General features: G+C 76.0%; 13 protein-coding genes. 8 read left to right on the forward strand and 5 right to left on the reverse strand.

What is annotated here, in order from left to right:
- Positions 1-462, forward strand: a 462-nt coding sequence (locus tag ACWENR_RS25930; protein ID WP_452279567.1) for a C39 family peptidase, incomplete at its 5' end; no start/stop codon positions are given.
- A gap of 265 nt (positions 463-727) precedes the next feature.
- Here ACWENR_RS25930 and ACWENR_RS25935 read toward each other — a convergent pair.
- Entirely contained in the window at positions 728-1,627 is a 900-nt protein-coding gene (locus ACWENR_RS25935; RefSeq protein ID WP_452279568.1) for an A/G-specific adenine glycosylase, read from the reverse strand.
- 232 nt (positions 1,628-1,859) lie between these two features.
- Between ACWENR_RS25935 and ACWENR_RS25940 the strand changes: the two genes are divergently transcribed.
- The 3 genes from ACWENR_RS25940 (at position 1,860) to ACWENR_RS25950 (ending at position 3,883) form a co-directional block, all read left to right on the forward strand.
- A complete protein-coding gene (locus ACWENR_RS25940) occupies positions 1,860-2,372 on the forward strand; it encodes a glycine cleavage system protein R (protein ID WP_452279569.1) in 513 nt (170 codons plus the stop codon).
- 23 nt (positions 2,373-2,395) lie between these two features.
- Entirely contained in the window at positions 2,396-2,953 is a 558-nt protein-coding gene (locus tag ACWENR_RS25945) for a peptide deformylase (RefSeq protein WP_452279578.1), read from the forward strand.
- Between the two features lie 204 nt (positions 2,954-3,157).
- Positions 3,158-3,883, forward strand: coding sequence for a hypothetical protein (locus tag ACWENR_RS25950; RefSeq protein WP_452279570.1), 726 nt, complete (start codon positions 3,158-3,160; stop codon positions 3,881-3,883).
- Between the two features lie 10 nt (positions 3,884-3,893).
- Here the strand turns inward: ACWENR_RS25950 and disA are convergent, their stop codons facing one another.
- The 4 genes from disA to ACWENR_RS25970 form a co-directional block, all read right to left on the reverse strand.
- Entirely contained in the window at positions 3,894-5,075 is a 1,182-nt protein-coding gene (disA, locus tag ACWENR_RS25955) for a DNA integrity scanning diadenylate cyclase DisA (RefSeq protein ID WP_452279571.1), read from the reverse strand.
- Positions 5,076-5,218: 143 nt separating this feature from the next.
- Positions 5,219-6,673 (reverse strand): DNA repair protein RadA, encoded by a 1,455-nt coding sequence (gene radA, locus ACWENR_RS25960; protein ID WP_091101580.1) that lies wholly within the window; start codon positions 6,671-6,673, stop codon positions 5,219-5,221.
- Positions 6,674-6,761: 88 nt separating this feature from the next.
- Positions 6,762-7,514, reverse strand: a complete 753-nt coding sequence (locus tag ACWENR_RS25965; RefSeq protein ID WP_452279572.1) for a hypothetical protein — start codon at positions 7,512-7,514, stop codon at positions 6,762-6,764.
- Positions 7,515-7,655: 141 nt separating this feature from the next.
- Positions 7,656-8,495, reverse strand: coding sequence for a UbiA family prenyltransferase (locus ACWENR_RS25970; protein ID WP_452279573.1), 840 nt, complete (start codon positions 8,493-8,495; stop codon positions 7,656-7,658).
- 45 nt (positions 8,496-8,540) lie between these two features.
- Between ACWENR_RS25970 and ACWENR_RS25975 the strand changes: the two genes are divergently transcribed.
- From ACWENR_RS25975 to ACWENR_RS25990, 4 genes are all read left to right on the forward strand, one after another.
- Positions 8,541-9,341: a methyltransferase domain-containing protein gene (locus ACWENR_RS25975; protein ID WP_452279574.1), complete on the forward strand. Its 801-nt coding sequence runs from the start codon at positions 8,541-8,543 to the stop codon at positions 9,339-9,341.
- A 43-nt stretch (positions 9,342-9,384) separates the two neighbouring features.
- A complete protein-coding gene (locus ACWENR_RS25980; protein ID WP_452279575.1) occupies positions 9,385-10,551 on the forward strand; it encodes an acyl-CoA dehydrogenase family protein in 1,167 nt (388 codons plus the stop codon).
- A gap of 118 nt (positions 10,552-10,669) precedes the next feature.
- Complete coding sequence (locus tag ACWENR_RS25985) at positions 10,670-11,719, forward strand: type III polyketide synthase (protein ID WP_452279576.1); 1,050 nt, start codon at positions 10,670-10,672, stop codon at positions 11,717-11,719.
- A gap of 61 nt (positions 11,720-11,780) precedes the next feature.
- Positions 11,781-12,443 carry a hypothetical protein gene (locus tag ACWENR_RS25990; protein ID WP_452279577.1) on the forward strand — a complete coding sequence of 221 codons (663 nt, stop codon included), beginning with the start codon at positions 11,781-11,783 and terminating at the stop codon, positions 12,441-12,443.
- Positions 12,444-12,560 lie beyond the last annotated feature (117 nt).

The following is a 12,560-nucleotide window of genomic DNA, read 5'->3' on the forward strand; positions in this document are numbered from 1 at the left end:
TACTACTGCGGCCCCGCCGCCGCCCGCAACGCCCTCAGCGTCCAGGGCAAGAACATCGACGTCGACGGCATGGCCCAGCGCATGGGCACCACCGAGGCCGGCACCAACTCCATCAACGACATCACCCCGGTGCTGAACAAGGAAACCGGTCGCGACGCCTACCAGTCGGTGGAGATCCGCGAGACCAAGGCCGACGACAAGCAGACCGACAAGCTGCGCACCGACATCGTCACCGCCATCGACGAAGGCCACGCCGTCGTCGCCAACATCGCCGGCACCGCCACCGACACCGACGGCACCACCCACTCCTTCGAAGGCGGCCACTACATCAGCGTCGTCGGCTACCGCGACAACGGCAACACCGTCACCATCGCCGACTCCGCCGACCCCAACCAGGCCTCCTACCGGATGAGCGTCGACAACCTCGCCGACTGGATCGCCACCCGCGGCTACACCGCCTGACCCACAACCGAACAACCAACGACAAGGGCCGGCCCCCACCCAGGGGGCCGGCCCCTTGTCGTCGTGCGCTGAGAGGCGCACCTTGAGCGGCGGGCGCCACCCGAGCGACGCGCGCCTCGCCCCGCGATCTTGCACTTTCTGCCCCGATAAAAGCCGCAGAACGGGCAAACGAGGGGCACAAAGTGCAAGATCATCGCAGGCGAGGGGCGAGGGGCGAGGGGCGAGGGGCGAGGGGCGAGGGGCGAGGGGCGAGGGCGAGGGGCGGTCAGCCGACCGGGGCCGGCGGGCCGTCGCCGATCAGGCGGAACGACGACTCGCCGACCGGCTCCACGAGACCGTCGCGCACCAGCCCGCCGAGCGCCCGGGCCCGTTGCACCTCGTCGGTCCACACCTGGTCGAGGCGCTGGTGCGGCACCGGGCCGGTCGCCTCCCGCAGCACGGCGAGCAGCAGTCCGCGCACCTGGCGGTCGGTGCCCGCGTACCGCTGGGGGCGGCGGGACGGGCCGGCGGGCGCCTCCCGGCCGGACGCCCGCCACGCGCAGACCGACTCGACGGGGCAGCTTCCGCAGCGGGGCGACCGGGCGGTGCAGACGACCGCACCCAGCTCCATGAAGGCCGCGCTGGCCAGCGCGGCGGCGGCCGGGTCGGCGGGGAGCAGTTCCTCGGTGGCGACCAGGTCCGCCGGGCGGGTCGCCGGGCCGGCGTCCGGTTCGCCGGCGACCGCCCGGCAGACCACCCGTCGCACGTTGGTGTCGACCACCGGGTGCCGCTGGCCGTACGCGAACGCGGCCACCGCCCGGGCCGTGTACGTCCCGACGCCCGGCAGGGCCAGCAGCTGGTCCAGCCGGCCCGGGACCCGGCCGCCGTGCCGCTCGACGATCGCGACGGCGCACTCCCGCAGCCGGACGGCCCGACGGGGGTAGCCGAGCCGTCCCCACATTCGGATCGCCTCCGCCGGGCTGTCCGCCGCCAGTGCCGTCGGGTCGGGCCAGCGGGCCAGCCACGCCTCCCAGGCCGGCAGCACCCGTACCACGGGCGTCTGCTGCAGCATGACCTCGCTGACCAGGATCGCCCACGGGCCCACGTCGGGCTTCCGCCACGGCAGGTCGCGGGCGTTCTCCTGGTACCACCGGCTGACCACGGCGGCGAAAGTGGGCTCAGACATCGCGCCGCCGATGATGTCACGGGGCGGGGCGCCGACGCGGCGCGGGCGGCGGGCTTCCGGCGCCGCCCGTCCCCGTCCCGCCGGCTGGGGCGACCTGGGTGGGAGCACCGCGGCTATCCGTCCCGCTGGCCCGGCGTATCCGGGCGTGACGCCACGGCTACCCGTCCCGCTGGCTGGGCGAACCTGGGCGGGGCGCTGCGGCTGCGTTCGGCTGATCAGGCAGAATGCCCGGATGAACGAGCTCGCGATCACCGTCATCGGCCGGGACCGGCCGGGCATCGTGGCCGACGTCGCCGAGGTGCTCGCCCGGCTCGGCGCGAACCTCACCGACAGCACGATGACCCGGCTGCGGGGGCACTTCGCGATGACCCTGGTCTGCGTGGGCCCGGCCGCCGCCGAGGTCGAGGCCGCGCTGGCGCCGCTCTCCGCCGACGGCCAGCTCCTGGCGACCGTACGCGAGGTCGTCGGAGACGGCGGGGCGGCCCCGGCGGGCGAGCCGTACGTGATGGCGGTGCACGGCGCGGACCGGATGGGCATCGTGGCGGCCATGACCCGCGTGCTCGCCGACGCCGGTGGCAACGTCACCGACCTGAGCACCCGGCTCACGGGGTCGCTCTACGTGGTGGTCGCCGAGGTGGAACTGCCGCCCGGCACGGCCGACGGGGTGGCCGGACGCCTCGCGTCGACCGCTGCCGACCTGGGCGTCGGGGTGAGCCTCCGGCCGGCCGATCCGGACCTGCTGTGACCGGCGACGAGCGGCCCTCGCAGATCGAGGCGTACGCGGGCCTCGGCGGCTGGACCCCGGAGTCGCTGGACGTGCCCGGGGCGGTGCGGCCGGTGGTGTCCGCCCCCGAACAGGTGCTCAGCCGGCCGGGCGGCGAGGTCGACCCGACCGCCGAGGAGACCGTACGCCTGGCGGCCGACCTGGTCGCCACCATGCGGGTGTCGCCGGGCTGCGTCGGGTTGGCCGCCCCGCAGGTCGGCGTGAGCGCGCAGGTCTTCGCGGTCGACGTGACCGGCCATCCGAAGGCGGTCACCGTGCACGGCACCTTCGTGCTGTGCAACGCGCGCGTCGTCGAGGCGAGCCGGTGGAAGGTGGCCCGGGAGGGTTGCATGTCGGTGCCCGACCTGACGGGCGACGTCAAGCGCGCCAGCCGGCTGGTGGTGGAGGGCGTGCTGCCCGGCAGCGGCAGTCCCGTCCGGCTGGTGACCGACGGGTTCGAGGCGCGGGCGCTGCAGCACGAGATCGACCACTGCGCCGGGCTGCTCTTCCTGGACCGGGTGGCCGGCGCCCACGCCGTCTACCAGCGCAAGGTGTATCTCTGACCCGGCGACCCGGCGACCCGGCGACCCGGCGACCCGGCGACCCGGCGAGCCGGCGACCCGGAGACCGGCGGCCCGGAGACCGGCGGCGCGGAGGCCCAAGCGGCCGGCTGACCGTCGTGAGTGGAGGGAGGAAGCGGTGAGCTGTCGACGACTCGGCGCGTCGCGCCGGGCTGTCGCGTCCCGCGCCGCTACGGTGGGGGCATCATGCGTCTGACGGTCGGCCCCCTGCCACCCGCCGTTTACTGGCGGCGTCGCGCCGTCGTACTCGGAGCGGGGCTTCTCTTCCTGATTGTCCTGCTCTATTCGTGCACCGGCTCGGACCGGAACGCCGGCAAGAGCGGCGACGCGCAGCCCTCGCCGGGCGCGGCGTCACCCGGCGCGACACCGGAGGCCACCGGCCCGGTGCTGAGCCCGCAGACCGGGGTGCCGTCGCCGGGCGCGTCGGGCGGCCCGGGCGGCGCCGACGCGTCGGGCGGGCCGACCGCCACCGACACGCCGCCGGTCGCGCCGGTCGTGCCGGCCGCCGACGACGGCGCCTGCACGAACGCCGAGATCACCGTGACCCCGGTGGCGCTGCCCGCGTCGGTGGTCCGCGGGGCCGTGGTCGACCTCCAGCTCAAGGTCAAGAACCGGTCCGAGCGGACGTGCAGCCGCGACGTCGGCGCCGACGCGCAGGAGCTCTTCATCAAGTCGGGGGCCGAGAAGATCTGGTCCTCGGACACCTGCGGCACGGGCAAGGGTTCCGACGTGCAGTCCTTCACCCCGGGCTTCGAGCGCTCCTACCAGGTGGGCTGGAACGGCCGCGACAGCAGCAAGTGCGCCAACGGCGTCGCTGCGGGCCCGAACCCGCCGGCCGGCAGCTACCAGGTCTTCGCCCGGGTGGGCACCAAGCTCAGCGAGCCGGTGAAGCTGACCGTCACCGACGGCTGACCGGCCACGGTCAGACGTAGCGCTCCAGGATGGACGCCTCGGCGAGACGGGACAGGCCCTCCCGGACGCCGCGAGCCCGGGCGTCGCCCACCCCCTCGACGGCCTGGAGGTCCTCCACGGTGGCGCCGAGCAGGCGCTGCAGGCTGCCGAAGTGCACGACGAGGCGGTCGACCACCGTCACCGGCAGGCGGGGCACCTTGGCCAGCAGCCGGAAGCCGCGCGGGCTGACCGCCGCGTCCAGCGCGTCGGAGGCGGCCGGGTAGCCGATCGCCTTGGCGACGGAGACCAGGTCGATCAGCTCGGTCGCGCCGAGCAGGTCCAGCTCGACCAGCGCCTCGTCGAGGGTGCGGGACTTCCGGCCCGCCGGGAGGTAGTCCCGGATGACCAGGGTGCGGTCGGCGTCGACGCCGGCCATCAGCTCGTCGAGCTGGAGGGCCAGCAGGCGGCCGTCGGTGCCCAGCTCCACCACGTAGCCGGCGATCTCGTCGGCGATCCGGCGGACCATCTCCAGCCGCTGCACCACCGCGACCGCGTCCCGTACGGTCACCAGGTCCTCGATCTCCAGGGCGGAGAGGGTGCCGGAGACCTCGTCCAGCCGGAGCTTGTAGCGCTCCAGGGTGGCGAGCGCCTGGTTGGCCCGGGACAGGATCGCCGCCGAGTCGTCCAGCACGTGCCGCTGGCCGTTGACGTAGAGGCTGATGATCCGCATGGACTGGCTCACCGAGATCACCGGGTAGCCGGTCTGGCGGGCGACGCGCTCGGCGGTGCGGTGGCGGGTGCCGGACTCCTCGGTCGGGATGCTCGGGTCGGGCATCAGGTGCACCGCGGCCCGGACGATCCGGGTGCCGTCGCTGGAGAGCACCACCGCGCCGTCCATCTTGCACAGCTCGCGGACCCGGGTGGCGGAGAACTCGACGTCGAGCGGGAACCCGCCCGTGCAGAGCCCTTCGACGACCTTGTCGTAGCCGAGGACGATCAGGGCGCCCGTCCGGCCGCGCAGGATCCGCTCGAGGCCGTCGCGGAGGGCGGTGCCCGGGGCCATCAGAGCCAGGTTGGCCCGCAGCGGATCGCCGGCGCCTCCGGTGGCGCCGGTCACGTTCACGCTGATCGGGCGCGCGGGGGAGCCCACGGCGCCGGTGCGGGCGTGGGGTGTCGCGCCGGCGGGCTTGGTGGTGTCGCGGTCGATCGGCACGGGCACAGTCTACGGACTGCCCTGCGGTGGGTGCTGTCGTGGTTACTGTGATGTGTCGCGATGCCCCGGCTCGCCCGGAGCGTCGGCCGCCGGCCCGGCTGTCCGCTATCGCCCGGACGGTCCCGTCGTCGGCACACCGTCGGTCACTCCGCGGACGCGCGGGCGACGGCCTGGAGCGCCGAGCGGACGTCCGTGACCTCGATCACCTGCATGCCGCCGGGGGTGACGCCGGTGCTGTCGGGGCCGCACCCGGTCGGCACCAGCGCGAGCCGGAAGCCCAGCCGCGCCGCCTCGGCCAGCCGGCGGGGCACCGCGCCCACGCGGCGCACCTCGCCGGTCAGCCCGACCTCGCCGATCGCCACCAGGTGCGGCGCGATGGCCAGGTTGAGCCCGCCCGAGGCGACGGCGAGGGCCACGGCAAGGTCGGCTGCCGGCTCCACCACCCGGATGCCGCCGACGGTGGCGGCGAAGACCTCCCGGTCGTGCAGGGTCAGCCGCTCGGTGCGCCGCTGGAGCACGGCCAGCACCATCGCGAGGCGGGCCGAGTCGAGCCCGGAGACGGTGCGGCGGGGCGAGCCGGCGACCGTCGCGCCGATCAGCGCCTGCACCTCGGTGACCAGCGCCCGGCGGCCCTCCATCGCCACGGTGACGCAGGTGCCGGGCACCGGCTCCGAATAGCGGGTCAGGAAGAGCCCGGACGGGTCGGCCAGGCTGCTGATGCCGCCCTCGTGCATCTCGAAGCAGCCCACCTCGTCGGCGGCGCCGAACCGGTTCTTGACGCCGCGCACCATGCGCAGCGAGGAGTGCTTGTCGCCCTCGAAGTGCAGCACCACGTCGACCAGGTGCTCCAGCACCCGGGGGCCGGCGACCTGGCCGTCCTTGGTGACGTGGCCGACCAGCACGGTGGCGATGCCGCGCTCCTTGGCGACCGCGACCAGGGCGGCGGTGACCGCCCGCACCTGGGTCACCCCGCCCGACACCCCCTCGGCGTTGGTGGTGGAGATGGTCTGCACCGAGTCGAGCACCAGCAGGCCCGGCTTGACCGCGTCGAGGTGGCCGAGCACGGCGGCGAGGTCGCTCTCGGCGGCGAGGTAGAGCTGGTCGTGCAGGGTGCCCATCCGCTCGGCGCGCAGCCGGACCTGGCTGACCGACTCCTCGCCGCTGACGACCAGCGAGGGGCTGCCGGCCCCGGCGGCCCACTGCTGGGCCACGTCGAGCAGCAGGGTGGACTTGCCGACGCCCGGCTCCCCGGCGAGCAGCACCACGGCGCCCGGGACCAGGCCGCCGCCGAGCACCCGGTCGAGCTCGCTGACCCCGGTGGGCCGGGCCCGCGCCGGCGCGGCGCTGATCGTGGCGATCGGCCGGGCCGGCTCGGCCGGCATGCGGGAGCTGACCACCTTTCCCGAGACGGTCGGGCCGGTCACGGTGCACTCGACCACCGAGCCCCACTCGCCGCACTCGGGGCAGCGCCCGACCCACTTCGGCGGCTGGTGCCCGCAGGCGTCGCACTCGTAGGCCGGCCGGGGCTCGCGGCTGGACGCCCGGCCGCGCCCGCCGGCGGCGCCGGCGCGCGGGGACGTCGATCGGGAGGTGGTCACACCGGGACGTTAGTCCCCGGGTACGACGAAGACACCGCCGGCGTGGTGGTCGCCACGCCGGCGGTGTCGTCGAAGTCGGGAGCGGGGGTCAGTGGCCGCCCTCTTCCTCCTGGCCCTCGTAGCCGCCCTCGCGCTCGACGATCCGCGACGGGGGCGCGGCCGGGGTGAGCGGCACGGCGACCGGCGCCGGGCCGGTGACCGTGACGCCGTTGCCGAAGTCGAAGGTGAGGAAGACGTTCTGGCCGGAGCGCAGCGACTCGTTCAGGCCGATGAGCTGGAGGACGCGGTCCGTCTGGGTGTTGAGCTGCACGTAGCTCAGCGGCGCGATCTCGATCCGGGCCGGCTCGCCGGCCGGCGCCTCCGGGCTCTCCGTGGCCGACGGGCTGGCCGTGGCGCTCGGGCTGCCGGTGGCGTCGGGGCTTTCCGTGGCGTCCGGGCTGGGCGACTCCGACCCGGAGGCGGACGGGGTGGCCGACGGCGACCCGGTCGGCGACGCCGACGGGCTGCTCGCGGCGCCGGTGCCGGTGATCACGACCTCGCGGGCGCTGTCGGTGGTCACGGTGACGGTGACCGGCTGCTCCGAGTCGTTGTAGATGACGGCGTTGAGGATGGCGTTGGCGCCCGCCTTGTATCCCTCCGTGCCGGGGAACTCGACGAGCAGGCCGCGTACGGCGTAGTCGCCGTTGCGGGCCGACAGGTTGACGCCCTGGACCGACGGCTCCTTGTTGGCGGTCTCGGAGACCTGGCCGGCGCCGCAGCCGGACAGCAGCAGCCCGGTCGTCGCCGCCATCCCGGACAGCAGCAGGGCCGCCCGCCGGGAACCCCTGATCGAGCGCGTCACGTCGGTCCTCCTCGTCACGATCCCACCCGGTGCTCACGCCGGGCACGGTGGCCATGCCCGCGCAGACCGCGCTCCAGGGTAGTTGGGCCTGATCGAGCCCCGCACGCCGACCCGGGGATGCCACCCCGCAGGGGTTCGGGCTCAGACCAGCCGGCCGCTCGTGACGAGCAGGACCACGTCGATGAGGGCGATCAGCATGACGGCCCGGAACGCGGCCACCGGTCGCCCGCCGGCCCGGGCGGTGGCGCGCCCGCCGTACCAGCTCAGGGGCGGCACCACGACGGCGGCCGCGACCGCGGCGACGCCGACCCCCGACGGGGGCCCGGGCGGCCCGAGGACCAGCGTGGCGGTGGCCGCGAGCAGCAGGCCGGCGGCGGCGGCGCGGCTGCCGGCCGGGCCGAGCCGGTGCGGCAGCCCGCGCACCCCCGTCCGGGCGTCGTCGGCCAGGTCGGGCAGGACGTTGGCGAAGTGCGCCCCGGCACCGAGGCAGGCCGCGGCGGCGACCAGCCAGACCGGCGGGGCGGGCGCCCCGGGCAGCGCCAGCACGACGAAGGCGGGCAGCGACCCGAAGGAGACCGCGTAGGGCAGCACCGACACCGGGGTCGACTTCAGCGGCCAGTCGTAGAGCAGCGCGGAGACCAGGCCGAGGGTGGCGCAGAGCGCGGCCGCCGGGTTGGTGGCCAGCGCCAGCGCGGGGGTGGCGAGCGCGGCCACGGCGGCGGCCACGGCGGTGCCGCGCCGGCTCACCGCGCCGGTGGCGACCGGTTTGTCGGTACGCCCCACCGTGGCGTCCCGGTCGGCGTCGAGCGCGTCGTTGGCCCAGCCGACGGCGAGCTGGCTGGCCGCCACGGTGAGCGCCACGGCGAGGACGCCGGCGGGCCGGTGCCCGGCGCCCCACGCCAGCAGCGCGGCCACCGTGGTGACGGCGGCGGCCGGTTCCGGGTGACTCGCCCTGACCAGCCCTAGCACCGTTGACGACATGAGGAAAGTCTGGTCGTTACCGGGCAGTCGTGCCACGCTCGGTCCATGCGAGACGCGGGCCGCACCCTGCCGCGCAACGATCCGCGCCAGTACGACGACCTGGCCGGCGAGTGGTGGCGCCCGGACGGGGTGTTCGCGATGCTGCACTGGCTGGCCGAGGCCCGCGCGGCGCTGGTGCCGCCGGCGTCCCGCCCCGGCGCCCTGCTGGTCGACCTCGGCTGCGGCGCCGGGCTGCTCGCCCCGCACCTGGCCGGCAAGGGCTACCGGCACGTCGGCGTCGACCTCACCCGGTCGGCCCTGGCGCAGGCCGCCGCGCACGGGGTGACCCCCGTCAACGGCGACGCCACCGCCGTGCCGCTGGCCGACGGCTGCGCCGACGTGGTGGCCGCGGGCGAGATCCTGGAGCACGTGCCGGACTGGCGGCGCGCGGTGGCCGAGGCGTGCCGGCTGCTGCGGCCCGGTGGCCTGCTCGTCCTGGACACGTTGAACGACACGGCGCTGAGCCGGCTGCTGGCCGTCCGGATCGCCGAGCGGCTGCCCACCGTGCCGAGCGGCATCCACGACCCACGGTTGTTCGTGGACGCCCGGGCGCTGGTCGCCGAGTGCGCCCGGCACGGCGTCGAGCTGCGCCTGCGGGGCGTCCGGCCGGGCGTGCCCGGCCTGGTCGGCTGGCTGGCCCGCCGGGCCCTGGCGGCCGCCCGCCCCCACCGGACGCCCACCGACCGTCCGGGCGGGACGGACGCCGACCGTCGGGGTGCGACGGTGGGCGCGGGGCCGGCGCCACGGATCGTGCCGACCTGGTCGACCGCCGTGCTCTACCAGGGGCGTGGCACGCGGAGCGGATAGCGAGGCCGGTCGTGGGGTAGGGACAGGCCGAGAAGGGGGCTGTATGACGCTGCACGCGCTGGAGGCGGCTCGCCGCCTGGCACCGAGGCTGGCCGCCCGGGCGGCCGAGCACGACCGGGACGGCTCGTTCCCGGTCGAGGACTTCCGGGATCTGCGGGAGGCCGGGCTCTTCGGCCTGATGGTCCCCACCGAGCTGGGCGGGATGGGCGCCACGTTCGCCGAGTACGCGGCGGTCGCCACCGAACTGGCCCGGGGCAACGGGGCGACCGCCCTGGTGTTCAACATGCACGCCTCGGTCACCGGCGCGCTCGGCGCGGTCACCGAGGAGTTGGCCGAGGCGCTCGGCGTGCCCGACGAGGCGCTGGCCGCCCGGGACCGGCTCCTGACCGCCGCCGCCCAGGGCTCCTGGTACGCGGTGGCGATGAGCGAGCGCGGCGCGGGTGCCCGGCTGTCCCAGCTCAGCACCGTCTACGAGCCGGTGGACGGCGGTTGGCACCTCAAGGGCAGCAAGACGTTCTGCTCCGGGGCCGGGCACGCCGACGGCTACCTCGTTGCCGCCCGCAGCGCCGCCGACCAGTCGGTGGTCTCCCAGTTCCTGGTGCCGGCCGGGGCGGGCCTGACCGTCGAGCCCACGTGGGACTCGCTGGGCATGCGGGCGACCTCGTCGCACGACCTGCACCTGGACGTGACGGTTCCGGCCGACCGCCTGCTCGGCGGCGTGGAGGGGTTGGCCCTCGTGGTCGCCCAGCTCATGCCGCACTGGCTGGTCGCCAGCTACGCCGCCGTCTACGTGGGGGTGGCGCGGGCGGCGCTCGACGCGGCGGCCGAGCACCTCAACGCCCGCAACCTCGCCGGCCTGCCGGCCGTCCGGTCCCGCCTCGGCCGGGCCGACGCGGCCGTGGCGGCGGCGCACCTGGCGGTCGCGGAGGCCGCCCGCCGGGTCGACGAGGCGCCGGGGGACGCGGAGACCAACCGCTGGGTGTGGCGGGCGAAGCTGCTGGCCGGCACGACGGCGGCCGAGGTCGCGGCGTCCGTGCTGGAGGCCGCCGGCACGTCCGCCACCCGGCGGGGACATCCGTTGGAGCGGCTCTACCGGGACGCCCGGTGCGGCTCGCTGCACCCGGCGACCTCGGACGTCTGCGCGGACTGGCTCGGGATCGCGGCGCTGGGCGGCGACCCGGACCGCGACGGATCGGTCCCTCGTTGGTGAACCTGAGGAGTGCGCCGGGGTCGCGGACGGGAGCACCCCCGGCGCGGGGGACGGCGACGGCCCCTCCCGGGGCGGGATCGGCCGCCCGGTGCGTCGAGCCGAACGAGAGGTGGGCGTCGTGGCCGTACCGGTGATCGCGGGGCTGGGGACGGCACATCCGCCGTCGGCCAGGCAGGACGAGTTGTGGGACGGCTTCTTCTCGAAGCACTTCACCGGCAGCACGCGGGCGCTCGCCGAGCGGATCTTCGCCCACTCGGGCGTCACCCGCCGGCAGGCGGCGGTCAACCCGCTGCTGGAGGACGTCTCCGACTGGCCGACGGAGCGGCGGATGCGCCGCTACCTGGTCGAGGCGCTGCCGCTGGGCAAGGAGGCGGTGGGCCGGGCGTTGACCGCCGCCGGCCTGTCCGCCGGGGACGTCGGGCTCTTCGTGGTCTGTTCGTGCACCGGGTACGCCACCCCTGGGCTGGACATCCTGCTCGCCCGTGACCTGGGCATGGCCCCGGACACCCAGCGCATGCTCGTCGGCCACATGGGCTGCTACGCGGCCCTGCCGGGGCTGGGCGCGGCGAGCGACTTCGTCACCGCCCGGGGGCGGCCGGCGCTGCTGCTCTGCGCGGAGCTGACCAGCCTGCACATCCAGCCCTCCGGCGCCCGGGTGGACACCCAGCAGATCGTCTCCCACGCGCTCTTCTCGGACGCCGCGGTCGCCGCCGTGCTCGTCCCGGGCGGCCCGGGGTACGCCCTGCGCGAGGTCGTCTCCGTCACGGACACCTCGACCGCCGACCACATGACCTGGGACGTCACCGACACCGGCTTCCGGATGGGGCTGTCGCCGAAGGTGCCGCAGGTGCTCTCCCGGCACGTCCGCGCGCTGGTCGACGACCTGGTGGGCCGGCACGGCACGACGCCGTCCGGGGTGGACGGCTGGGCGGTGCACCCGGGCGGCCCGCGCATCCTCAACGTGGTGGAACGGGAGCTGGCGCTGCCGCCGGAGGGGCTGGCGGCGTCCCGGGCGACGCTGGACGAGCACGGCAACTGCTCGTCGCCGACGGTGCTGCTGATCCTCGACCGGCTGCGCCGGGCCGCGTCGCCGCTGAGGCGGGTGGTCATGCTGGCGTTCGGGCCGGGCCTGACGCTCTACGCCGCGCTGCTCGAACGGCGGGACTGACGGCGAGGCCACGGGCGCGCCGAGGTTACCCTCTGGTACGCGCCGAGGTTACCCTCTGGTAATGGACGCCGAGGCAGACCGGCCGGGACGTGTGCCGGACGCCGGTGAGCACGGGGACCCCGTCGGAGCCGACGACCGGTGGCGCACCGCGGTGCTGGCCGTGGCGGCGCTCGCCGCGCTCGTGGGCGGCGGCTGGTGGTGGCAGTCGGCGGCGCCGCGCACCGGGCCGGTGGCGACCGCGCCGAGCGCCTCGCCGGAGCCCCGGCTGGGGCTCGCCGTGCCGGCCCAGTCCGCGCGGGGCGCCGCGTTCCGGGTGGATCCGAACACCGGCGCCGCGTTCCGGGTGGACGTGGGGCCGGGGGGAGCGGATCCGCGTTCCGTCCCGCAGGGGCGGCTCGACGGGGCGGCCCGAGGCGGCAGCCTGGGCGACGTCCCCGGCGCCGTCTGGACGACCCGCGCCCGGCTCGACGGCACGCAGGGGCACGTCCGGCAGGCGTTCGCCGAGGCGGGCGCCCGCCACCTGCTCCGGTACCGGTGTCTCGGCCCGGGCGAGCTGCTGGTGGTGGTGGACGGGGCGCGGGCGGCCGACCCGATCACGAGCGCCTGCGACGGTTCGGTCACCGCCACGGAGGTCACCGGCTCCGGCGGGCCGTTCCAGGTCTCGCTGTCGAGCGCCAACGCCGAGCCGCTCCGGGTCGAGGCGCAGCTCGTCGCTGCGCCCTGACGCGCCGGGCCCTGACGCGCCGGGCCCTGACGTGCTGCGCCCTGACGCGCCGGGCCCTGACGCACCGCGCCCTGACGTGCTGCGCCCTGACGCGCCGGGCCCGGCGGGGCCGGCGCG

Source organism: Micromonospora sp. NPDC004336 (assembly GCF_053602615.1).